The organism is Cellulomonas sp. SLBN-39, from assembly GCF_006715865.1.
In the GTDB taxonomy this organism is placed as follows: Bacteria; Actinomycetota; Actinomycetes; order Actinomycetales; family Cellulomonadaceae; genus Cellulomonas.
The window spans coordinates 1,365,619-1,387,844 of record NZ_VFOA01000001.1; the positions used below are offsets into that span (position 1 = coordinate 1,365,619).

Below are 22,226 nucleotides of genomic sequence, written 5' to 3' on the forward strand. Positions count from 1 at the left end.
GTGACGGTCGCCCTGCGCTACGCGGCGCGCTCGGACGTCGGTCTCGTCCGCAGCGACAACCAGGACTCGGCGTACGCCGGTCCGCACCTGCTCGTCGTCGCCGACGGCATGGGCGGGCACGCGGGGGGCGACGTGGCGTCGTCCGTGGCCGTGGCCGCGTTCGCCCCGCTCGACGGCGAGTCCCACGGCCCCGACGACGCCCTCGACGAGCTCGAGGTCGCGCTCGACGACGCGCGCGCCGAGATCATCGCCCGCAGCCAGGCCGACCCGGACCTCGCCGGCATGGGCACGACGGTCACCGCGATCCTGCGGGCCGGCAACAAGCTCGCGATGGTGCACCTCGGCGACTCGCGCGGGTACCTGTTCCGCGAGGGGCACCTCGCGCAGGTCACCACGGACCACACGTTCGTCCAGCACCTCGTCGACACGGGCAAGATCACGCCCGAGGAGGCCGAGCACCACCCGCAGCGGTCCGTGGTCATGCGGGTCCTGGGCGACTTCGACGCCGAGGTCACCGCGGACCTGTCCGTGCGCGAGGCCCGCGTCGGCGACCGGTGGCTGCTGTGCTCCGACGGCCTGTCGGGGTTCGTCTCGGCGGAGACCATCGAGGAGACGCTCGCGACCATCGCGGACGTCGACGTGTGCGCCGACCGGCTGGTGCAGCTCGCGCTGCGCGCCGGCGGCGGCGACAACGTGTCCGTGGTGCTCGCCGACGTCGTCGAGCTCGACGACCTGCCCGACGGCGCGCTGCCCGGCACCGCGGCGACGGTCGTGGGTGCCGCCGCGCTCTCCCGACGCCGCCCCTCCGCCGCGGCGGACGGCCCCGCCGCGCGCGCCGCGTGGCTGACGCAGCGCGGCACCGGGGAGATCGAGGCCGTGCCCGACCCGGCCGCGGCCACCGGCGCGGAGCTGGTGCTGCACCGCGCGGTCGAGGACGAGGAGCTCGCACCGCCCCCGCGCCGCGTGGGCATCGTCGTGACCTGGGTGCTCGCGATCCTCGGTGTCGTCGGCCTGACCGCGCTGACGTACGTGTGGACGCAGGACCAGTACTTCGTCGGTGCGTCCGAGGGGAGCGTCGCGGTGTTCCGCGGCATCCCGCAGACGCTCGGCCCGCTGGAGCTGGCCGACGTCGTCGAGACCAGCGACGTGGTCGTCGCCGACCTGCCCGCCTACGTGCAGGAGCGCGTGGCGGCGACGATCAGCGCGGCGAACCTCGACGAGGCGCGCGCGCTCGTGGCGACGCTGGCCGAGGACGCCGAGGCCGCGGTCGTCGAGCCCGGGCCGACGGCGACCGCCGAGCCCACCGCGACCCCGACGCCGACGCCCACGCCGTCGCCCACCCCGAAGAGCACCCCCACCGCGGACGCCGCGCCCGCCGGGGCGGGCGCACCCGCGGACAAGACGGAGTCATGATGGCCAGCATCCAGCCCCACCGGGTGCGGGCGGGACGCGGCACCGAGCTCGTGCTGCTCGTGCCCGCGCTCGGCCTCGGCATCGCCGGGTACGTGCTCGCGGGGCTCGGCATGACCGGCGAGGTCCCCCAGCACGTGATCGCCTACGCCGTCGGCACCACCGTGCTCGCGCTGGCCGTGCACGTGGTGCTGCGCCTGCGCGCGCCGTACGCCGACCCCGTGATCCTGCCGGTCGTCGTCGCGCTCAACGGCATCGGCCTGGCGATGATCTACCGCATCTCGATCGCGTACGCCGAGCGCGGCCGTACGTCCGACTTCGCGGACAAGCAGCTCGCCTGGGCGGCGATCAGCGTGGGCCTGGCGATCGCCGTGCTGCTCGTGCTGCGCGACCACCGCACGCTGCGCCGGTACATGTACACGGCGATGGTCGCGGGCCTGGCGCTGGTGCTCCTGCCGCTCACGCCGATCGGCACCGAGATCAACGGCGCGCGCATCTGGGTCTCGCTCGGCCCGGCCGGCATGCAGCCGGCGGAGTTCGCGAAGATCGCCTTCGCCGTGTTCTTCGCCGGGTACCTCGTCACGCACCGCGACACGCTCGCGCTGGCCGGCAAGAAGGTGCTCGGCCTGCAGCTGCCGCGGGCGCGCGACCTGGGGCCGATCATCATCGTGTGGGCGGTCTCGCTGGTGGTCCTCGTGCTCCAGCGCGACCTGGGCACGTCCCTGCTGTTCTTCGGCCTGTTCGTCGCGATGCTGTACGTGGCCACCGAGCGGACGAGCTGGATCGTCATCGGCCTGCTGCTGTTCGTCGGCGGCGCCGCCGCGGCGGCGTCCACGTTCGGCCACGTGGCGGCCCGGTTCGACGTGTGGCTGCACGCGCTCGACCCCGAGATCTACGACCGCGACCCCGGCGGCTCCGGCCAGCTCGTGCGCGGGCTGTTCGGCATGGCCAACGGCGGGCTGTTCGGCACCGGGTGGGGCCAGGGACGGCCGGACATCGTGCCGTACGCCGAGTCGGACTTCATCATCGCCTCGATGGGCGAGGAGCTCGGGCTCACCGGGCTGCTCGCCATCCTCGTGCTCTACACGATCCTGTTCCAGCGCGGCATGCGCACCGCCATCGGCGTCCGCGACGGGTTCGGCAAGCTCATGGCCGGCGGCCTGTCCTTCGTCGTCGCCCTGCAGCTGTTCATCGTCGTCGGCGGCGTCACCCGCCTCATCCCGCTGACCGGGCTGACGACGCCGTTCCTCGCGTACGGCGGCTCCTCGCTCGTCGCGAACTGGGTGATCGTGGCGCTGCTGCTGCGGATCTCGGACGAGGCCCGCCGGCCGGCACCCGCGATGACCCCGGTCCTGACCCCCGACAGCGGCGTCCCCGTGTCCACGGCCACGGAGGTCGCCGGTCGCGGCGACGGCCCGGCCGACGACCGGGGTGACCGGCGCGGCTCGGACGACGAGACGTCGCTGATCGAAGGGCTCGACGGCCCGCCTCCCGGCACGCCCCAGGCGGGCACGCCCCGGGCAGGGACCCCCCGGCTGGGTGTGCCCCGGACGAGCACGCCGCGGGGCGGCACCCCGCAGGCACCCGCCCCTGCGACCGCCACCGGGCCGGTGCGCCGCAGCGCGCGCCCCGCCGAGGGCCCGGACGACCAGCACACGCAGTGGATCGGAGGTGACGGACGGTGAACACCCCGGTCCGCCGCCTGGCCACGATCATGCTGGCCCTCATGGTGGCTCTCATGGGCAGCGCCACGTGGGTGCAGTACGTGCAGGCCGACGCGCTGAACAACGACACCCGCAACTCCCGCACCCTGTACCGCGAGTACAACAACGCCCGCGGGCCGATCGTCGTGGCCGGCGAGGCGATCGCGTCCTCGACCCCTGTCGACGACCCTTTCGGGTACCAGCGCACGTACGCGAACGGCGAGCTGTACTCCGCGGTGACCGGCTTCTACTCGGTGGTCAACGGCCGCAGCCAGCTCGAGAAGGCCTCCAACGAGGTCCTCACGGGCGACTCCGACCAGCTGTTCTTCACGCGCGTGCGGGACCTCCTCACCGGTCGCACGCCCGAGGGCGCCGCGGTCGAGACGACCATCCTGCCCGCCGCCCAGGAGGCGGCCCGGGCCGGGCTCGGCGACCAGCAGGGCGCGGTCGTGGCGATCGAGCCGTCCACGGGTCGGATCCTCGCCCTGGTGTCCACGCCCGGGTTCGACCCGAACGAGCTCGCCGTGCACTCGACGAGCGACGCCTCGGCGGCGTACAACCTGCTCAGCGTCGCGGACGGCAACCCGCTGCGCAGCAACGCCACCCAGGAGCGGTACGCGCCCGGGTCGACGTTCAAGCTGGTGACGGCGGCGGCCGCGCTCGAGAGCGGCGACTACACGAGCGCGACCGAGCTGCCCGCGCCCGTCGAGCTCGACATCCCGCAGACGTCGTCGACGATCGGCAACTTCGGCGGGGGCGGGTGCGGCAGCGACCCGGTGACGCTGGCGAACGCGCTGCGCGTCTCGTGCAACACGTCGTTCGCCCAGCTGGGCCTCGACCTGGGCGAGGACGCGATCGCCGAGCAGGCCGAGCGGTTCGGGTTCGGCGACGACTCGCTCACCGTGCCGCTGCCCGTCACGGGCAGCGTCTTCCCCTCCGAGCTCGACCCGCCGTCGCTCGCGCAGTCCGCCATCGGGCAGCGCGACGTGCAGGCCACGCCGCTGCAGATGGCCATGGTCGTCGCGGCGATCGCCAACGACGGGGAGCTCATGCGACCGTACCTGGTCGACACCGTCCGCTCCGCCGACCTCACGGTCGTGTCGGAGACCGACCCGGAGCGGTACTCGCAGCCCCTCTCGGAGGAGAACGCCGACGCGCTCACCGAGATGATGGTCGGCGTCGTGGAGGACGGCACCGCGACGTCCGCGCAGATCTCGGGCGTGCGCGTGGCGGGCAAGACGGGCACGGCGCAGACCGTCGAGGGTCAGCCCCCGCACGCGTGGTTCACCTCGTTCGCGCCCGCCGACGACCCGCAGGTCGCGGTCGCGGTGCTGGTCGAGAACGGGGGGTCGCTCGGCAACGAGGCGACCGGTGGTCAGGTGGCCGCGCCCATCGCGCGCGCCGTCATGGAGGCGGTGCTCGGCGGATGAGGACGACGCATGGTGTGGCGCTCGGGGACGGCCGGTACCGGCTGCTGCGACGCATCGCCGTGGGCGGGATGGGCGAGGTCTGGGAGGCCAAGGACGACGCCCTGGCCCGGCCCGTCGCGGTCAAGGTGCTGCGCGAGGAGTACGCGGGCGACGCGGGGTTCCTCGAGCGCTTCCGCACCGAGGCGCGCAACTCCGCGGCGCTGTCGCACCCGAACATCGCCGCGCTGTTCGACTACGGCGAGCAGGACGGCTCCGCGTACCTCGTCATGGAGCTCGTCGTCGGCGAGCCGCTGAGCGACCTGCTCGAGCGCGAGCCCGTGCTCAAGCCCCGCGCCCTCGTGCCGATCCTCGCGCAGTCGGCGCGCGGCCTGCACGCCGCGCACGTGGCGGGCGTCGTGCACCGCGATGTCAAGCCGGGCAACATCCTGCTGGCCCGGCAGGGCAAGGTGAAGATCACCGACTTCGGCGTCTCGCTGGCCACGGACCAGAAGACCATGACAGCGACGGGCATGGTCATGGGGACCGCCCAGTACCTGTCCCCCGAGCAGGCCGTCGGCAAGGCCGCCACGCCCTTGTCCGACCTGTACTCGCTCGGCGTGGTCGCGTACGAGGCCATGGCCGGGCACCGCCCGTTCACCGGCCCGACGGCCGTCGACATCGCGGTCGCGCACGTCAACGACCCGGTGCCGCCGCTGCCGTCGCACGCCGACAAGAAGCTCGGCGCGCTGGTCATGCGCCTGCTGTCGAAGGAGCCGAGCGAGCGGCCCGCGTCGGGCGAGGAGCTCGCCGAGCTGCTCGACCGGATGGCGCCGCGCACACCGGCCGGCGGGATCCCGGTCTTCACGTCGACGCCCCGGCGCGCGGCGGACGGGCGGCGCGGCGAGCCCGCGGAGCGCAAGCCCGCACCCGCACCCGTCGCCGGCCGCCCCGCGTCGCCCCGTCCGGGCGACGCGACGCCCCCGTCGTACCAGCCGACGACCCGGCGCGAGCGCGCCGGCCGTGGCGAGCCGTCCCGGCCGAGCGGCCGCCGCGCCGCGCCGCCCGTCACGGGTGGCGCGCACCGGGCGGGGCAGCACGGTCCGCCGCGGTCCTGGCTCGACCGCCTCCCCCGCGAGGTCGGGGTCGGCGGGTACCGGGTGCGGCTGCCGGTCGCGGTCGTGATCCTCGTCCTCGTCGCCCTGCTGGGTGCCCTCCTCGCGGACCGGATGATCGGCGCGGACGGCGCCGGGGGCACGTCGGTGACGCAGACGGCCGCAACCGTGACCGTCACGAGACCGGTCGTGCTCCCCTGCGGCACGTCCGACCAGTACCCTCGTGCACGCTGGTCGGATGGGATGATCTGCCCGGAGCAGGCGCAGACGGCCGCGGGCAGCGACCAGGTAGGCCGGACGTGGGCGGACGCCCGTGCGCCGCGAGCGACGGAAGTGAAGGACGCCTAGTGGTGGATCACGCATCCCGCATCCTTGCCGCACGGTACGAGGTCGGCGAGCTGATCGGGCGCGGCGGCATGGCCGAGGTGCACATCGGCCACGACACGCGGCTCGGCCGCACCGTCGCGATCAAGATCCTGCGGTCCGACCTGGCCCGGGACCCCTCGTTCCAGAACAGGTTCCGACGCGAGGCGCAGTCGGCGGCAGCCCTGAACCACCCCGCGATCGTGGCGGTGTACGACACGGGCGAGGACGTCATCACCGAGCCCACCGGTGTGGTGCAGCACGTGCCGTTCATCGTCATGGAGTACGTCGAGGGCCACACGGTCCGCGACATCCTGCGCGACGGGCACGCGGTGCCGATCGAGGAGGCCGTGGAGATCGCCGCGGGCGTCCTCTCGGCGCTGGAGTACTCGCACCACGCGGGCATCGTCCACCGCGACATCAAGCCCGCGAACGTCATGATCACCCCGACGGGCGCCGTCAAGGTGATGGACTTCGGCATCGCCCGCGCCGTCGCGGACTCCGCGGCGACGATGACGCAGACGCAGGCCGTGATCGGCACCGCGCAGTACCTGTCGCCCGAGCAGGCCCGTGGCGAGCAGGTCGACGCCCGGTCCGACCTGTACTCCAGCGGCTGCCTGCTGTTCGAGATGCTCACGGGTCGCCCGCCGTTCATCGGCGACTCCCCCGTCGCCGTCGCCTACCAGCACGTGCGCGAGATCCCGCCGGTGCCGAGCTCGATCGCCTCCGACGTGCCCGAGACGCTGGACCGCATCACGCTCAAGGCGCTGGCCAAGGAGCGCGACGCCCGCTACTCGTCGGCCGCGGAGTTCCGTGCCGACCTCGAGGCGATGCTGCGCGGGCAGGCCGTGGGCGCGCCCGCCGTCGGTGCCGCGGTGGCGCCCCTGGGCGGAGCCGAGACGACGCAGCTCATGGCGCCGCTTCCCGCCGCGGACGCGACGCAGGCCATGCCGCCGGCGATGCAGCCGTGGGGCGGCACGCAGCTGGCCGCCACCACGGCCACCACGGACCGTGAGGACGACGAGGACGAGAACAAGCGCCCCTGGCTGGTCTGGGTGCTCTCGATCATCGCCGTGCTGGCGGTCCTCGGGATCATCTGGATGCTCGTGCAGGGCAACCAGCCCCAGGCGCCGGAGACCGTCGCGGTGCCGGACGTCGTCGAGATGGAGTACGACGACGCGGTCGCCGAGCTGACGGCGCTCGGTTTCGAGACCCGGCGGGCCGAGGCGGCGGACGACTCGATCGCCGAGGGCCTGGTCGTCAGCACCGACCCCGAGGCCGGTACGCAGGCCGAGGACGGCGAGGTCGTCCTCGTCACGGTCTCGACGGGGCCTGGCTCGGTGCAGGTCGACGACGTGGCCGGTCGCTCGGAGGCCGACGCGAGGGCTGTCCTCGAGGGTCAGGGTCTGGTGGTCAACGTCGAGCAGCGCGACGACCCGTCGGTCGACGCCGGCATCGCGATCGGTACGGAGCCCGCCGCGGGCGCGACCGTGGCTCCGGGGCAGCAGGTCACCCTGTTCGTCGCGAGCGGGAACGTCACCGTCCCGAACGTCGTGGGCAAGAACATCGAGGTCGCGCAGTCCGAGCTCGCCGAGCTGGGCCTGAACGTCAACAGCTCCCCCGTCGAGAGCCGCGACCAGGCCGAGGGCACGGTGGTCCAGCAGGACCGAGCCGAGGGCGACGTGGTGCAGGCCGGCACGACGATCAACCTGGGCGTCGCCGAGGCCCCGAGCACGGCGACGGTGCCGACGAACCTGGTGGGGATGACCTACGACCAGGCGGTGCGCGAGCTGCAGAACGCGGGCCTGAACAACGTCGCGCGCCAGGACCAGCAGGGGACCAGCCAGCCGCAGGGGACCGTCACGGCGGTCTCCCCGCAGGGCGGGACCGAGGTCGGTCTGAACCAGGAGATCACGCTGTACGTCTCGACCGGCAACAACGGGGGCGGGGAGACGACGCCGCCGGCCGAGGGCGACGGCGAGGACACCGGCTGGCCGTGGTGACCGACCGGCACTGACGAAGGGCCCCCGCGACCGACAGGTTGCGGGGGCCCTTCGTGCGTCGGGGCCGCGGCAGCCGCGCAGCGCGGGCCGCGGGGCCGTCAGAGCCGGACGAGCGGGTGCAGGCCCGCGGAGCGCTCGACGGCGTCCTGCGCGCCGCACAGCGTCAGCCAGTTGGCGAGCAGCCGGTGCCCGCCCTCGGTGAGCACCGACTCGGGGTGGAACTGCACGCCGTGCAGCGGCAGCTCACGGTGCTGCAGGCCCATGATGATGCCGTTCGCGCGCGCGGTGACGACCAGCTCGTCGGAGCACGTGCCGTCGACGACGGCGAGCGAGTGGTACCGCGTCGCGGTGAACGGCGACGGCAGGCCGGCGAGCACCCCGGTGCCGTCGTGCTCGACCTGGCTGGTCTTGCCGTGCATGAGCTCGGGCGCGTGCGTGACGGTGCCGCCGAACACCTCGCCCAGGGCCTGGTGGCCCAGGCACACGCCGAGCATGGGCGTGCCGGCCTGCGCGCAGTCGCGGATCACCTGCATGCTCTGGCCCGCGTCGGCCGGGGTGCCCGGGCCGGGCGAGACGAGCACGCCGTCGTAGCCCGCACGCTCGGCGGCCGACGGCACGGCGTCGTTGCGGACGACCTCCGTCTTGGCGCCGAGCTGGTCGAGGTAGCCGACGATCGTGTAGACGAACGAGTCGTAGTTGTCGACGACGAGGATCCGCGTCACGTCACTCACCCACCGTGGTCTCGTTGAAGGGCATGTACGGGGCGACCGCGGGGTACACCCACAGGAAGCACGCCGCGACGACCGCCGCCGCGAGCGCGAGCGCAAGGACGGCGCGCACGGGCGTCGGGCCGGGCAGGTGCCGCCACAGCCATCCGTACATCATGAGCCTCCTTGGTCGTGGTGCCCAGCCGCCGTCCGCGCGGTGGTCACGCGTCAGGCGTCCGGGAGCAGCTCGGCGGGGGTGCCGTCGGCCACGGGCGCCCAGTAGTCCAGCACGCCGTGCACGACGTACCGCTCGCGCGCCGAGAACATCGGGTGGCAGGTCGTGAGGGTGATCGACCGCTCCGTGGGTGCCACGCCGGGCTGGTTCGGGGTCGGGGCGATGACGTCCACCTGGGACGGCAGGACGACCTGCGTCGACGTGACGCGGTAGACGTACCAGGTGTCCGCCGTGCGGACGACGAGCGGGTCGCCGGTCTGCAGCTCCTCGATGCGGTTGAACGGCTTGCCGTAGGTCACGCGGTGCGCGGCGAGCGCGAAGTTGCCGACCTCGCCGGGCATCGCGGTGCCCTCGTAGCGGCCGATGCCGAGCACGTCGAGGACGGTCTCGCGGTCCGTGCCCTCGCTGATGGGCCGCTCGGGCTCACCGGCCCAGCGCGGGACCTGCAGGGTCGCGAACGACTCGGCGTGCTCGGGCACGGGTGCCACCGGCGGCTCGTCGCGGCGCGGCTCGGCGACGTCGGGGCCCTCGGCGGCGGGGTCTGCCGTGGGTGCCGGCTCGAAGGGCAGGGACTGCACGATGTCGGCCTGGACCCGGTCGGCCTCGACATCCGTCCACCACAGCTGCCACAGCAGGAACCCGAGCAGCAGCACGCCGAGGGTGATGAGGAGCTCGCCGACGACCCCCACGACCCCGTAGGCGACCGAGCTGCCCCGGCCGGGACGGGGCGCGCGGGCGTGCGCGGGCGGGCGGTACCGCCGCGTCGTGCGGGCGGGTGCTGCGGTCGTCACGTCGTCTCCTCGTCGGCGGGGAGGCCGGGCAGCACGTCGACACCGTCGGGGACGTCGGCCCAGGTCAGCTCGGTGGCGCCGGAGTAGGCGGGCAGCTCGACGGTGCTCTGGTCCTGGACGGACCAGCCGAGGCCGAGGTCGCCGGCGTCGCGGACGTACCCGGCGACGGCGGGGGACGCGGCGAGGGCGGCTCGCAGCCGCACGGGGTCGCCGACGACCTGGACCACGTAGGGCGGGGAGTAGATGCGCCCGTGGAGGCGCAGCACGTTGCCGACGCAGCGGAAGGCGCTGGTGGCGATCACGCGCTGGTCCATGAGCCCCATGGCCTCGGCCCCGCCGGCCCAGAGCGCGTTCATCACCGACTGCAGGTCCTGCTGGTGGACCACGAGGAGGTCGGGGTTGACGTCGGTGCGTCGCGACTCGGCGGGCGCGTCGTCGAGGACGACCGTGAGCCCCGGCCCGGTCACGGGCACGGTCCCGCCGGCGACGAGCTGGCCCGCGGTCGGGGGCTCGGGCGTGAGGCCCGCGGCGGCGTTCTGCTGCTCGGTGAGCCGCTCGACGGCGGCACGCAGCGTGTCGACCTCGGAGGAGAGGCGCTCGACGGTGGCGGCCTCCTGCTGGGAGAGCTCGGCGAGGTTCTGCGGGTGGCGCGAGCCGCCGTCGGCGGAGGCGCGGGCGTTGACGGTGAACATCAGCCCCGAGAGTGCGAGCACGAGCCCGACGGCGAGCGCCCCGCGGGCGATCCGACGCGGCGGCCACCAGCCGCTGGCGCGACCGGCCGGGGTCGGTGCGGCCACGTCGGAGGGCGCGGCGACGGGGGCGCGGTGCAGGTGCTGGTTCACCGGCGGCTCCCTCACGGCTGCTCTCGCGCGGGTGCGCGCGTGCGGCACCGCGACGGACGCGCGGTGCACGGCACTACGCTAGGTCACGTCCGGCGCCGGGCGGGGCCCGTGCGACGGACGAGTGCCCACCGGCACCCGTCACGACGCGTCGTGGGGGCACGCCGGCGTCGAGTCCACGTGAGGAGCACCGCCGTGCCCGAGTCGAAGTCGCGCAAGAAGGCGACGTACACGCCTCCGCCCACCAAGGCGTCCGCGCCGAAGCCGCTGCCGCGGTGGTTCCTGCCGACGTCGCTGGGCCTGATGATCTTCGGTCTGCTGTGGCTGGTGACGACGTACCTGACGAGCACGGCGTACCCGGTCGGGGCCCTCGGCCAGTGGAACCTCGCGGTCGGGTTCGGCTTCATCATCGTCGGGTTCGGCATGCTCACGCGGTGGCGCTGAGCCCGTCGTCCACAGGGTGACCGACTTACCCACAGCCTCATCCACAGGATGAGGGGCCTCGTCCCCACGTCGTGCACAAGCGTGTGGATAGTTACACCGGTGGGATTCCCCAGGTCGTGAGCACTGTTCCCCAGGTGTGAGCAAACCTGGGGACGGTCATACCCGGGCGAATCGGGCAGCACCCCGCGTAGCCCGCGCTCCGCCCCTGCGGCCGTCGTCGGACGGACCCGGGCGGGGGTCAGACGAGGCCGACGGCGGCGTAGGCCACGAGCGTGGACACCACGAGGACGGCGCTGACGGCCACGGTGGCGCCCACGGCGACGAGGGTGCGGCGCTCGCGCGGGGCGTAGGCGTAGGCGGCCCCCAGGGCGGCGCCGACGAGCAGGCCGCCGAGGTGCGCCTGCCAGGCGACGTTCGGCAGGACGAACCCGAGGACGCCGTTGATGACGAGGATGCCGACGATCCCGCCGGCGTCACGGCCCAGGCGCCGCAGCACCACGAGGACGGCGCCGAAGAGGCCGAACACGGCACCCGACGCACCGACGATCCACTGGTCCCAGCCGAGCAGGGGGGCCAGCAGCACGGCGGCGACGGAGCCGCCGATCGCGCTGAGCAGGTAGAGCGTGGCGTAGCGCGCCCGCCCGAGCGTCTGCTCGAGGTACGGGCCGACCATCCACAGCGCGATCATGTTGAACAGGATGTGGAAGATCTGCCCCGAAGAGTGCAGGAACGCCGCGGTGAGGAAGCGCCACGGCTGGTAGGCGCCGTACACCGGGTTGAAGATCCACGCTCCGGTCCACCAACCGACCACCAGCTGGGCGACGTAGCTCGCAGCGCACAGCGCGATGATCGTGATCGTCACGACCGGGCGGCCCTGGTGCAGGCGCCCGCCGAAGACGGTGCGCCCCGTGCGGACGGTCTTCGCGGCGGCGGCCACGCAGTCCACGCAGTGCACCCCCACTGCCGCGGGGCGCTGGCACTCCGGGCAGGCCGGGCGCGCGCACCGCTGGCAGCGGACGTACGCGACGCGGTCGGGGTGCCGCGGGCACACGGGCTCGGCGGCGTCCGACTGGTGCGGGCCCGCCCCGGGCAGCCCGCCGCCCGCCGCCGCCGGGTCGGCGGGGCGGGCGGGGGGCTCGGGCACGGACGGGCCCGGGGCAGGCGTGCTGATGATCAGTCCTCGACGGTGACCGACGTGAGGACGACGTCCTGGACCGGACGGTCGCCGGGGCGCACGGGCGTCGTCGCGATCGCGTCGACGACCGCACGGCTCGCGTCGTCGGCGACCTTGCCGAAGATCGTGTGCTTGCCGTTGAGCCACGTCGTGGCCGCGACGGAGACGAAGAACTGCGAGCCGTTGGTGCCGCCGACCTTGCCGGTCACGGGGTCCATGCGCTTGCCGGCGTTGGCCATCGCGAGCAGGTAGGGCTCGTTGAAGCTGAGCTCGGGGTGGATCTCGTCGTCGAAGGTGTAGCCCGGGCCGCCCCGGCCGTTCCCGAGCGGGTCGCCGCCCTGGATCATGAAGCCCTCGATGACGCGGTGGAACACGAGGTCCTTGTAGAGCGGGTCGGTGCGCGGCTGGCCGGACGTGGGGTCGGTCCACTCGATCGTGCCCTGGGCGAGACCGACGAAGTTCTCGACGGTGCGCGGGGCGTGGTTCTCGAAGAGCTCGACCCGGATGTCACCGGCGGAGGTGTGGATGGTCGCGAACATGCGCCCAGTCTCCCATCGTCGGCGTGCTGCGCGCGTGCGAAGGGCGAAGTCAGGCCCACGGTGGCAGAGTGGGAGGTCACAGCCCCAGGACCGTACGACCCGTCGGGAGTGGCCATGAGTTTCACCCATCGTCCGAAGATCGACGTCGACACCGAGCGCCTCAAGGGCCAGGCGGCGGACCTCGGCGCGACGTTCGCCGACGCCGCGTCCCACGCCCGGGAGGGCGCCAAGGACGCCGCGGTGCGCGCCTCGGACGCAGCAGGGCACGCCAAGGACTGGACGACCCCGCGCGTCGAGGCGTTCATCGACTGGTTGCTGCCCCGCATGGAGCACCTCTACAAGGAGTCCGTGAAGGCGACGGCGCCGCAGGTCGAGAAGGCCGCGCAGAAGGCGACGCCGGCGATCGACACGGCGCACGACAAGCTGGTCGACGAGCTCATCCCGAAGGTGGTCGCCGCCCTCAACGAGGCCGCGGTCAAGGCCGGGGCCACCGTGGAGCACGCGTCGGGGGCCGCCGCCGCGGCCGCGACGAAGCACTCCGGCAAGGTCGCCAAGAGCGCGAAGAAGGCCGCCAAGCGCGCCGGCAAGGAGGCCCACAAGGCCGCGAAGGCCGCGCAGAAGGCCGACCGCTCGCACTCGGGCACGAAGGTCTTCCTCGTCGTCGCGGGGATCGTCGGGGCCGGTGCCGCGGCGTTCGCGTGGGCGCGGTCGCGCTCGACGACCGACCCGTGGGCCGAGCCGTGGGAGCCCGCCGAGGGCGCCGACTCGCTGCGGGCCCGCGCCCAGCACGCCCGCGAGGACCTGACGGACGCCGTCGGTGACGCCGCGGACGCCGTGGGCGAGGCCGCCGGTGCCGCGGTGACCAAGAGCCGTGACGCCGCGAAGAAGGCCGGCGAGGCGCTGAGCACCGCGTCGGAGGACCTCGCGGAGAAGGTGCACGAGGCCAAGGACGCCGCCGAGGAGACCGCCCGCAAGGTCACCCGTCGCTCGTCGCCCAAGACCCCGGACGCCGGCACCGACGCGTCCTGACCTGCACGCCCGACGGCCCCCGACGCACCCGCGTCGGGGGCCGCCCCGTGTCCGCGGCGAGGGCCTAAACCTTTCGGGCGTTGACCCGCGGGGGTGCGCGTCGGGACGATCCGGCGAGACCTGACCGCGACGACGCCGAGGTCGCCGGCGGCAGGTGGGAGCGCTCCACGCGCTCGTCGACCGTCACGGAAGGCCCCGCCATGCCCCGTCCTGCCCCCGCCCGACGACGCCTCTGGGCCGGCACCGTCGCCGCCGCCCTGGCCGTCGCCGGCCTCGGCGTGCCGCTCGCCACCGGTGCCGCGGCCGCCCCCACGTACAACTACGCCGAGGCGCTGCAGAAGTCGATGTTCTTCTACCAGGCGCAGCGCTCCGGCGACCTGCCCGACGACTTCGCGGTGAGCTGGCGCGGGGACTCCGGCATGGCCGACGGCGCCGACGTCGGCCACGACCTGACCGGCGGCTGGTACGACGCGGGCGACCACGTGAAGTTCGGCCTGCCGATGGCGTACACCGCGACGATGCTCGCCTGGGGCGCGCTCGAGAGCCCTGCCGGCTACCAGCAGGCCGGCCAGATGGACGAGCTCAAGGACAACCTGCGCTGGGCCACCGACTACTTCGTCAAGGCGCACACCGCGCCGAACGAGCTCTACGTGCAGGTGGGCAACGGCGGCGACGACCACAAGTGGTGGGGTCCCGCCGAGGTCATGACCATGGCCCGCCCGGCGTACAAGATCACCGCGTCCTGCCCCGGCTCGGACGTCGCCGCCGAGACGGCCGCCGCGCTGGCCTCGGCGTCGATGGTCTTCAAGGCCGACGACCCGGCGTACGCGAGCACGCTGCTCACGCACGCGCGCCAGCTGTACACGTTCGCCGACACGTACCGCGGCGCCTACTCCGACTGCGTGACCGACGCGCAGTCCTACTACCGCTCGTGGTCGGGCTACCAGGACGAGCTCGTGTGGGGCGCGTACTGGCTGCACGCGGCGACGGGGGAGGCGTCGTACCTGGCCAAGGCGGAGTCCGAGTACGCCCGGCTCGGCACCGAGAACCAGAGCACCACCAAGTCCTACAAGTGGACCCTGGCCTGGGACAACAAGCAGTTCGGCACCTACGTGCTGCTGGCCCGGGCGACCGGCAAGCAGGTCTACGTGGACGACGCGAACCGGTGGCTCGACTACTGGACGGTCGGCGTCAACGGGCAGCGGGTGCCGTACTCGCCGGGCGGCCAGGCCGTGCTCGACACCTGGGGCTCCCTGCGGTACGCCGCGAACACGGCCTTCGTGGCGCTGGTCTACGCGGACTGGACGAGCGACGCGACCCGCAAGGCGCGCTACCACGACTTCGGCGTGAGCCAGATCGACTACGCGCTGGGCGACAACCCGCGCAACTCGTCCTACGTGGTCGGCTTCGGCACCAACCCGCCGAAGAACCCGCACCACCGGACCGCGCACGGCTCGTGGTCCGACGCGATCAGCACGCCCACCGACAACCGGCACGTGCTCTACGGTGCGCTCGTCGGCGGTCCCGGCTCGGCGAACGACGCCTACGTCGACGACCGGCAGGACTACGTGGCCAACGAGGTCGCGACCGACTACAACGCCGGCTTCACCGGGGCGCTCGCGCTGCTGGTCGAGGAGTACGGCGGCACGCCGCTGGCCGGGTTCCCGACGGCGGAGACGCCGGACCAGGACGAGCTGTTCGTCGAGGCCAAGCTCAACCAGCCGCAGACCGGTGCGTTCACCGAGGTCAAGGCGATCATCCGCAACCGCTCGGCCTTCCCGGCCCGGTCGCTGAGGGACGCGTCGATCCGGTACTGGTTCCGGCTCGACGGGGGTGCGGCGCCGTCGACGGTGTCCGTGTCGACGAACTACTCCGAGTGCGGTGCGCAGCCCAGCGCGGTGCGGCACGCCGGCGGTGACCTGTACTACGCCGAGATCGCCTGCGCGGGCCAGAACATCCACCCCGGTGGCCAGTCGCAGCACCGCCGGGAGATCCAGTTCCGGGTCACGGGGTCCTCGACGTGGTCGGCGGCGAACGACCCGTCGTTCACGGGCCTGCCGGCCACCGGCGACCCGGTGAAGACGGCGGCGATCACCCTCTACGAGGGCGACGACCTGGTCTGGGGCACGGAGCCCGACGGCACGGTGACCCCGACGCCCACGCCGACGCCGACCGTCACGCCGACGCCCACCCCGACGCCGACGCCGACCGTCACGCCGACGCCCACGCCCACGCCCACGCCCACCGTCACGCCGACGCCCAGCCCGACCCCGACGCCCAGCCAGACGCCGGGCACGGCGAGCTGCGCCGTCACCTACGCGACGAGCTCGTGGAACACCGGGTTCTCGGCGAACGTGAAGCTGAAGAACACCGGCACGGCGCCGGTGACCTGGACGCTGCGGTTCACGTTCCCCGCCGGTCAGCAGCTCACGCAGGGGTGGAGCGCGACGTGGTCCCAGACCGGGTCGCAGGTGACCGCCACGGGCGCGGCGTGGAACGCGACGCTGGCCCCGGGCGCTACGGTCGACCTGGGCTTCAACGGCTCGCACACCGGCCAGAACCCGTCCCCGACGGCGTTCACGGTCAACGGCTCGACCTGCACGGTCGGGTGACCTGACGGGTCCCGACCCGGCTCGACCTCCGAGTCGCCGGGTCGGGACCGATCACGCCGGGCGGCCCGTATCCGCCCGGCCGGCGTGTCCCGCGCGGGGGTGCAGGGACACGCCCGAGGGGCGTCGCGCGCGAGCGCGGCGCCCCTCGCGCACGCCCGGGCCCGCCGGGTCTCACCCGGTCGGGGTGCACCCCGTCGAGGAGCAGCCGGTCGAGGAGCCGCTCAGTCGAGGAACAGGGTGCGCAGGCGACGGGTGGTGACGACGACGCCGGCGCCGATCATCACCAGGAAGTACGCCACGTGGACGAGCAGGTCGGCGGACAGCCCGGAGAGGGTCAGGCCGCGGACCAGCTCGACGGCGTGCCAGAGCGGGAACGCCTGGATGACCACCTGCACGGGCTCGGGGTAGACCGACAGGGGGTAGAACGTGGCGGAGAAGAGGAACATCGGCAGCATGACGATCTGGATCCAGTCCATCTGCTGGAAGGTCGTCATGTAGCTGGTGACGGCCATGCCGACCGCGGCGAACCCGAAGGCGACGAGCAGCACGGCGGGGACGGCGAGCACGGCGGTCCAGGACAGGTTCAGCCCCATGACCTGCATGACCGTGAGGAACCCGGCGGCGTAGAGGCCGCCGCGCAGCAGCGCGAACGCGATCTCGCCGAGCGCGACGTCCAGCGGGCCGAGCGAGGTGGTGAGCATCGCGTCGTACAGCTTGCCGAAGTGCATCTTGAAGAAGACGTTCCACGTGGAGTCGTAGACGGCACCGTTCATGGCCGACACCGCGAGGAGCGCGGGCGCGATGTACGCCGCGTACGGCACGGGGCCGGCGGGGGTGTCGACGTCGCCGACGAACTGCCCGAGGCCGACGCCCATGGCGAGCAGGTAGAAGACGGGCTCGAAGAACCCGGACGCGATGATGACGGCGTTGTTGGTGCGGGTGGCACGGATGCCGCGGCCCACGACGGCGCCGGGGTTGCCGGCCCACAGGGCCCGGACGCCGCCGCGACGCGTCCGGGACGGGGTGGTCGTGGCGGTCATCCGCGCAGCCTCCTGCCGAACGCGCGCCGGGCGAGGACCCAGCCGCCGGCCGCCAGCACGAGGAGGACGGCGACGTGCACGCCGACGGGCCATGCCCCGGGCGGGGACCCGTAGCTGACGGAACGGCCGAGCTCGCTGGCGTGCCAGAGCGGCGAGACCCACCCGACCCACTGCAGCCAGCCCGGCAGGGAGTCCAGCGGGTAGAAGGTGCCCGAGAACAGGAACATCGGCGTGAAGACGAAGCGCTGCACGACCGCGAACTGCCCCGTGTCGTCGGCCAGGCTCGCCGTGAAGGCCAGCAGCGGCAGGCCGAAGGCGAGACCGCCGAGCACCCCGACGAGCGGCAGCGCCAGGCCGGCGACCGGGTCGCCCACGGCGCCGAACGCCACCACGAGCGCGTAGTAGACGACGACGGTGAGCAGCATGCGGGCCACGACGGCGAGGACGACGCCGGACATGAGCTGGCCGGGGGAGACCGGTGAGGCGTTGATCCCCCAGTACATGCGCCGCCACTTGAAGCCGGCCATGACGGCGTAGGTGAACTCGTCCATGGCCACGCCGACGGCCGCCGAGGCCATGAGCGCGGGGGCCACGAACCAGACGTAGCTGACGGGCCCGTCGGCGCCGTCGGCGACGGACTGGTCGAGGAACGCGGCCAGTCCGAGCCCGATGCCGAGCAGGTACACGAGCGGGCTGCCGACGGACCCGACGACGATGGTCCAGCCGTAGGCGCGCATGGACCGGATCTGATGCTCGGCGACGTACCAGGCGCCGAACCGGCGCGGCAGGACGCCGCCCGCGCGCGCGTCGGCGGCGGGGTCGTCCACGAGGGTCGGGTCGCTCACTCGATCAGGCTCCGCCCCGTGAGGCGCAGGAACACGTCCTCCAGGCTGGAGCGGCGCACCAGGCTGGTGGTGGGCTCCAGGCCGGTGCGCGCGACGTGCTCGAGCACGCCCTCGCCGTCGTCGGCGTAGAGCAGCACCCGGTCGGGCAGCACCTCGGTGCGCTGCACCTGGCCGTCGAGGGCGGTCCGCAGCCGCTCGGCCGCCTCGGCGTTGCGGGAGGCCCCGAACCGCAGCTCGACGACCTCGCGCGTGGAGTGCGCGCGGATCAGCTCCGACGGGGAGCCCTCGGCCATGACCCGGCCGTGGTCGACCACGACGAGGCGGTCGCAGAGCTGCTCGGCCTCGTCCATGTAGTGCGTGGTCAGCAGCAGGGTCGTGCCCTGCTCCTTGAGGCGGAACAGCCGGTCCCACAGCACGTGCCGGGCCTGCGGGTCGAGGCCGGTGGTCGGCTCGTCGAGCATGAGGATGCGGGGGCGGTTGATCAGCGCGCGGGCGATGGTCAACCGCCGCTTCATGCCGCCGGAGAGCTTGTCGACCTTCTCGCGGGCCTTCTCGGTGAGCTGCGCGAACTCCAGCAGCTCGTCGGCGCGCTCGGCGCAGGTGCGCCGCGGCAGGCCGAAGTAGCGGCCGTACACGAGTAGGTTGTCGCGCACGCGCAGCTCGGTGTCGAGGTTGTCCTCCTGCGGCACGACGCCCAGGCGGGAGCGGATCTCCGGCCCGTGGGTGTCGGGGTCGAGGCCGAGGACCGTCAGCTCGCCCGCCGTGCGCGACGACACGGCCCCGATCATCCGCATCGTCGTGGACTTGCCGGCGCCGTTGGGGCCGAGGAAGCCGAAGGACTCGCCGGGCGCGACGTCGACGTCGATGCCGTCGACCGCCGCGAGGTCGCCGAAGGTCTTGCGCAGGCCACGGGTGTGGACGACAGGAGCGGGCACCCGCCCACGGTAGGGCCCACCACCGACGCGCGGCTCCTTCTTTGCGGTTGACCTGCCCGGACGTCCGCGCCAGGCTGCGCGGATGACGACGGACCCCGCGCCGACCGACGCTGCACCGACCACGCCTGCGCCCAGCACGCCGGAGCCGTCCACGCCGGCGCCGACCGACGTCGCCCCGGCGGGAGCCGCCCTGACGGACGCCGAGATCTGGCCGCTGACCGGGCTGCGCGTGCGCAGCGGGGACCTCGAGCTGCGCGCGCCGGACGACCGCACCCTGCTCGACCTGGCCCGCCTGGCGGCGCAGGGCGTGCACCCGGCCGACTACATGCCGTTCGTCGTGCCGTGGACGCGCGGCACCCCCGCGCAGGTGGCACGCAGCGTGATGACGTACCAGTGGGGCCTGCGCACCCGCACGACCCCCGACGACTGGGCGATCGAGCTCGCGGTGCTGCACGACGGCGTCCCGGTCGGCACGCAGGGCATGTACGCCAAGGGCTTCGCGGTCACGCGCAGCGCCGAGACGGGCTCGTGGCTGGGCCTCGCGCACCACCACCGCGGCATCGGCACGCGCATGCGCCTGCTCATCCTGCACCTGCTGTTCGAAGGGTTCGGTGCGCAGCACGCGACGTCGTCGGCCTTCGTCGACAACCCGGGCTCGGGCGGTGTGAGCCGCAAGATCGGCTACCGCGAGAACGGCGTGCTGCACCAGGCGCGCGAGGGGCAGCCGGTCGTCAGCCAGCAGTACGTGCTGGACCGCGCCGACTGGGACGCGCGGCCGGACCACCTGCGGCTCGACGTGACGATCGACGGGCTGGACCCGGTGCTCGACCAGCTGGGGCTGGCGACGGCGGGCTGAGCACGGGGGTCGCGGCGACGTCCGACGTGGTGCGCGCCACGTCGGACTTGATCCGTACATGACCTCGACGTGGCAAGAAGCGGACCCAAGTCCCTCCCTGCCGACCGCCCGACGGGAGTAGCGTCCCGGCCATGCTTCTCGCCGACCTGCAGGCCCGTGTGCGCATCGCGCTGACCACCACGCTCGTCGACGAGTGGACGCTGTTCGCGCCCGCCGCCGGCACCAGCCGCCCCTCGGAGCGCACCGTCTCGTTCCAGCTCGGCTGGGCCCTGCGCGCGACCGTGGACCACACCTGGGACACCGACGCCGAGTACGACCGCTCCGGCATGACGCTCGAGCCCGCCGTGCGCCTGGGCGCCGACGCCGACCGGCCCCCGCACCTGATCCTGCACCGCCGCGGGCGCCTCGGCCCCGAGGACAACCTGCTGCTCGTCGAGCTGACCACCGACGCGGCCTCCGCGCCCGTCGTCCCCACCCTGGCCGCGTCGCAGGGCATCCAGCGCCGGTTCGGGTACCGGTACGCCGTGCTGCTCGACCTGCGGCTGTCCGACGAGGCCGACCAGGCCGTCGTCCACCCGCACTGGCACTGGGCGACGCTCGAGGACGGCCCGGAGACGCCGGGGCCCGTCCCCGTCTACACCGACGACGTGCTGGCCGACGTGCTGGCCCGGGCGCGGCGGCCCTGACGCACCGCACCGGTGCGCCGCGCGAGTGCGCGGCGCACCGGTGGTCGGCGGGACGGCGTCAGCGCAGGTCGGCCTCGGCCGCCGCGATCGAGTCGAACTCCTCCTCCGGCGCGTTCGCGACCAGGCGGTGCCGGCTCCAGAACCAGAAGTAGGCGAGGAACGCCACGAAGATCGCGGCCGTGATCCCCGCCGCCACCGGGTCGACGACGAACGTCGCGACGACGGCCACGACCGACAGCACGAGCGCGACCGACGTGGTGACGACGCCGCCGGGCGTCCGGTAGGCCCTCGGCAGGTCGGGCTCGCGCACGCGCAGGACGACGTGCGAGAGGTTGAGCAGCACGTACGACACCGCCGCCCCGAACACCGCGATGTTGATGAGCTGGTCGCCGTTGGCGATGACGACCGCGAGCACGAAGCCGATCGTGCCGGGCACCACCAGCGCCCACAGCGGCGTCTGCCGGGACGACGTCCGCGAGAGCCACCGCGGCAGGTACCCCGCGCGCGACAGCGCGAAGAGCTGGCGCGAGTACGCGTAGACGATCGAGAAGAACGACGCGACCAGCCCCGCGAGCCCGGCGTAGTTGACGAAGGTCGCCAGCCCGGTCTGCCCGACCGCCTCCAGCGCGTCCGGCAGCGGGCTCGCCGACGACCCCATCGCAGCGCTGCCGGCCCCTCCCGGGGCGAGCACCAGCACGAGGGCGCCGGTCACGACGAGCACGCCCATCGCCACGATGATGCCCTTCGGCATGTCCTTGGCCGGGTCCGTCGCCTCCTCGGCGGCCAGCGGGACGCCCTCGATCGCGAGGAAGAACCAGATGCCGAAGACCAGCGCGGCCATGGCCCCGGAGTACCCGAACGGCAGGAACGTCGACGCGCCGGCGGCGTCCGTCGGCACGATGTCGAAGAGGTTCGCGACGTCGAACGAGCCGATCATCCCGACGGCGAACACGACCAGCGCGACCACGGCCACCGCGGAGATGGCGAACATCGCCTTGAGCGCCTCGCCGACCCCGACGAGATGGATGCCGATGAACACCACGTAGCAGGCCAGGAACACCGGCCACGAGCTCGTCAGCCCGAACAGACCGAGCGACTCGACGTACCCGCCGATGAACACCGCGATGGCCGCCGGCGCGATCGCGTACTCGATGAGGATGGCCATGCCGGTCGCGAACCCGCCGAGTCGGCCCAGCGCGCGGCGCGCGAACCCGTAGCCCGCACCGGCCGTGGGCAGCGACGACGACATCTCGGCGAGCCCGAAGACCATGCACGTGTACATGACCCCCATCAGCACGAACGCGATCAGGAGCCCGCCCCAGCCGCCCTGGGCCAGGCCGAGGTTCCAGCCGGAGAAGTCCCCGGAGATGACGTAGGAGACGCCGAGACCGGCGAGCAGGACCCAGCCGGCCGCGCCGCGGCGCAGCCGTCGTTCGGCGAAGTAGTCCGCGTCCGCGGTGCCCGACGCCTCGGGTCGTTCGGTGACAGCCATGA

At 73.5% G+C, this 22,226-nt stretch carries 20 protein-coding genes; 10 read left to right on the top strand and 10 right to left on the bottom strand.

Annotated features, from left to right (window positions below; translation table 11 throughout):
* The 5 genes from FBY24_RS06195 to pknB are packed head-to-tail and all read left to right on the top strand — an operon-like array spanning position 1 to position 8,000.
* Positions 1-1,413 (top strand): PP2C family serine/threonine-protein phosphatase, encoded by a 1,413-nt coding sequence (locus tag FBY24_RS06195; RefSeq protein ID WP_142158992.1) that lies wholly within the window; start codon positions 1-3, stop codon positions 1,411-1,413.
* Positions 1,413-3,095 (top strand): FtsW/RodA/SpoVE family cell cycle protein, encoded by a 1,683-nt coding sequence (locus FBY24_RS06200; protein WP_255432258.1) that lies wholly within the window; start codon positions 1,413-1,415, stop codon positions 3,093-3,095. The genes FBY24_RS06195 and FBY24_RS06200 overlap by 1 nt, the downstream gene beginning before the upstream one ends.
* The gene (locus FBY24_RS06205) at positions 3,092-4,543 is read left to right on the top strand and encodes a penicillin-binding protein 2 (RefSeq protein WP_142158994.1); all 1,452 of its coding nucleotides are present in this window, start codon (positions 3,092-3,094) and stop codon (positions 4,541-4,543) included. Before FBY24_RS06200 ends, FBY24_RS06205 begins: the two co-directional genes overlap by 4 nt.
* A complete protein-coding gene (locus FBY24_RS06210; protein ID WP_142158996.1) occupies positions 4,540-5,982 on the top strand; it encodes a serine/threonine-protein kinase in 1,443 nt (480 codons plus the stop codon). The genes FBY24_RS06205 and FBY24_RS06210 overlap by 4 nt, the downstream gene beginning before the upstream one ends.
* Positions 5,982-8,000, top strand: a complete 2,019-nt coding sequence (pknB, locus tag FBY24_RS06215; protein ID WP_142158998.1) for a Stk1 family PASTA domain-containing Ser/Thr kinase — start codon at positions 5,982-5,984, stop codon at positions 7,998-8,000. Before FBY24_RS06210 ends, pknB begins: the two co-directional genes overlap by 1 nt.
* Before the next feature lie 98 nt (positions 8,001-8,098).
* Here the strand turns inward: pknB and FBY24_RS06220 are convergent, their stop codons facing one another.
* From FBY24_RS06220 to FBY24_RS06230, 4 genes are read right to left on the bottom strand one after another with little or no spacing between them, the layout of a single operon-like run.
* The gene (locus tag FBY24_RS06220) at positions 8,099-8,722 is read right to left on the bottom strand and encodes an aminodeoxychorismate/anthranilate synthase component II (RefSeq protein WP_142163244.1); all 624 of its coding nucleotides are present in this window, start codon (positions 8,720-8,722) and stop codon (positions 8,099-8,101) included.
* 1 nt (position 8,723) lies between these two features.
* Positions 8,724-8,885, bottom strand: a complete 162-nt coding sequence (locus FBY24_RS18945; RefSeq protein ID WP_160158447.1) for a hypothetical protein — start codon at positions 8,883-8,885, stop codon at positions 8,724-8,726.
* Positions 8,886-8,935: 50 nt separating this feature from the next.
* Positions 8,936-9,733, bottom strand: a complete 798-nt coding sequence (locus tag FBY24_RS06225; protein WP_142159000.1) for a class E sortase — start codon at positions 9,731-9,733, stop codon at positions 8,936-8,938.
* A complete protein-coding gene (locus tag FBY24_RS06230) occupies positions 9,730-10,575 on the bottom strand; it encodes a DUF881 domain-containing protein (protein WP_255432259.1) in 846 nt (281 codons plus the stop codon). Before FBY24_RS06230 ends, FBY24_RS06225 begins: the two co-directional genes overlap by 4 nt.
* A 192-nt stretch (positions 10,576-10,767) precedes the next feature.
* Here FBY24_RS06230 and FBY24_RS06235 point away from each other — a divergent pair, with 192 nt between their 5' ends.
* A complete protein-coding gene (locus FBY24_RS06235) occupies positions 10,768-11,016 on the top strand; it encodes a cell division protein CrgA (RefSeq protein ID WP_142163247.1) in 249 nt (82 codons plus the stop codon).
* Positions 11,017-11,254: 238 nt separating this feature from the next.
* On the opposite strand, the gene FBY24_RS06240 is transcribed toward FBY24_RS06235, so the two are convergent.
* A complete protein-coding gene (locus FBY24_RS06240; protein WP_370510973.1) occupies positions 11,255-12,160 on the bottom strand; it encodes a rhomboid family intramembrane serine protease in 906 nt (301 codons plus the stop codon).
* Between the two features lie 29 nt (positions 12,161-12,189).
* On the bottom strand, positions 12,190-12,729 hold the full coding sequence (locus FBY24_RS06245; RefSeq protein WP_140458261.1) for a peptidylprolyl isomerase: 540 nt from the start codon (positions 12,727-12,729) through the stop codon (positions 12,190-12,192).
* A gap of 114 nt (positions 12,730-12,843) precedes the next feature.
* On the opposite strand from FBY24_RS06245, the gene FBY24_RS06250 reads away from it, so the two are divergent.
* Positions 12,844-13,758, top strand: a complete 915-nt coding sequence (locus FBY24_RS06250) for a hypothetical protein (protein WP_142159002.1) — start codon at positions 12,844-12,846, stop codon at positions 13,756-13,758.
* A gap of 200 nt (positions 13,759-13,958) precedes the next feature.
* A complete protein-coding gene (locus tag FBY24_RS06255; RefSeq protein WP_142159004.1) occupies positions 13,959-16,370 on the top strand; it encodes a glycoside hydrolase family 9 protein in 2,412 nt (803 codons plus the stop codon).
* Positions 16,371-16,591: 221 nt separating this feature from the next.
* On the opposite strand, the gene FBY24_RS06260 is transcribed toward FBY24_RS06255, so the two are convergent.
* From FBY24_RS06260 to FBY24_RS06270, 3 genes are read right to left on the bottom strand one after another with little or no spacing between them, the layout of a single operon-like run.
* Positions 16,592-17,410 carry an ABC transporter permease gene (locus FBY24_RS06260; protein ID WP_142159006.1) on the bottom strand — a complete coding sequence of 273 codons (819 nt, stop codon included), beginning with the start codon at positions 17,408-17,410 and terminating at the stop codon, positions 16,592-16,594.
* Positions 17,407-18,255 (bottom strand): ABC transporter permease, encoded by an 849-nt coding sequence (locus tag FBY24_RS06265; RefSeq protein WP_142159008.1) that lies wholly within the window; start codon positions 18,253-18,255, stop codon positions 17,407-17,409. The genes FBY24_RS06260 and FBY24_RS06265 overlap by 4 nt, the downstream gene beginning before the upstream one ends.
* Positions 18,252-19,190, bottom strand: coding sequence for an ABC transporter ATP-binding protein (locus FBY24_RS06270; protein ID WP_142159009.1), 939 nt, complete (start codon positions 19,188-19,190; stop codon positions 18,252-18,254). The genes FBY24_RS06265 and FBY24_RS06270 overlap by 4 nt, the downstream gene beginning before the upstream one ends.
* 82 nt (positions 19,191-19,272) lie before the next feature.
* Between FBY24_RS06270 and FBY24_RS06275 the strand changes: the two genes are divergently transcribed.
* Together FBY24_RS06275 and FBY24_RS06280 are read left to right on the top strand one after the other, a co-directional pair.
* Entirely contained in the window at positions 19,273-20,046 is a 774-nt protein-coding gene (locus FBY24_RS06275; RefSeq protein WP_142159011.1) for a GNAT family N-acetyltransferase, read from the top strand.
* A 131-nt stretch (positions 20,047-20,177) separates the two neighbouring features.
* A complete protein-coding gene (locus FBY24_RS06280; RefSeq protein ID WP_142159013.1) occupies positions 20,178-20,732 on the top strand; it encodes a hypothetical protein in 555 nt (184 codons plus the stop codon).
* A 58-nt stretch (positions 20,733-20,790) separates the two neighbouring features.
* On the opposite strand, the gene eat is transcribed toward FBY24_RS06280, so the two are convergent.
* Positions 20,791-22,224: an ethanolamine permease gene (gene eat / locus FBY24_RS06285; protein WP_142159015.1), complete on the bottom strand. Its 1,434-nt coding sequence runs from the start codon at positions 22,222-22,224 to the stop codon at positions 20,791-20,793.
* Positions 22,225-22,226 lie beyond the last annotated feature (2 nt).

Bases quoted from the DNA above. Each gene is read 5' to 3' on its own strand.
- FBY24_RS06200 (WP_255432258.1), top strand. From the start codon at position 1,413: ATGGCCAGCATCCAGCCCCACCGGGTGCGGGCGGGACGCGGCACCGAG.
- FBY24_RS06210 (WP_142158996.1), top strand. From the start codon at position 4,540: ATGAGGACGACGCATGGTGTGGCGCTCGGGGACGGCCGGTACCGGCTG.
- FBY24_RS18945 (WP_160158447.1), bottom strand. From the start codon at position 8,885: ATGATGTACGGATGGCTGTGGCGGCACCTGCCCGGCCCGACGCCCGTG.
- FBY24_RS06245 (WP_140458261.1), bottom strand. From the start codon at position 12,729: ATGTTCGCGACCATCCACACCTCCGCCGGTGACATCCGGGTCGAGCTC.
- FBY24_RS06250 (WP_142159002.1), top strand. From the start codon at position 12,844: ATGAGTTTCACCCATCGTCCGAAGATCGACGTCGACACCGAGCGCCTC.
- FBY24_RS06255 (WP_142159004.1), top strand. From the start codon at position 13,959: ATGCCCCGTCCTGCCCCCGCCCGACGACGCCTCTGGGCCGGCACCGTC.
- FBY24_RS06260 (WP_142159006.1), bottom strand. From the start codon at position 17,410: ATGACCGCCACGACCACCCCGTCCCGGACGCGTCGCGGCGGCGTCCGG.
- FBY24_RS06275 (WP_142159011.1), top strand. From the start codon at position 19,273: ATGACGACGGACCCCGCGCCGACCGACGCTGCACCGACCACGCCTGCG.
- FBY24_RS06280 (WP_142159013.1), top strand. From the start codon at position 20,178: ATGCTTCTCGCCGACCTGCAGGCCCGTGTGCGCATCGCGCTGACCACC.
- eat (WP_142159015.1), bottom strand. From the start codon at position 22,224: ATGGCTGTCACCGAACGACCCGAGGCGTCGGGCACCGCGGACGCGGAC.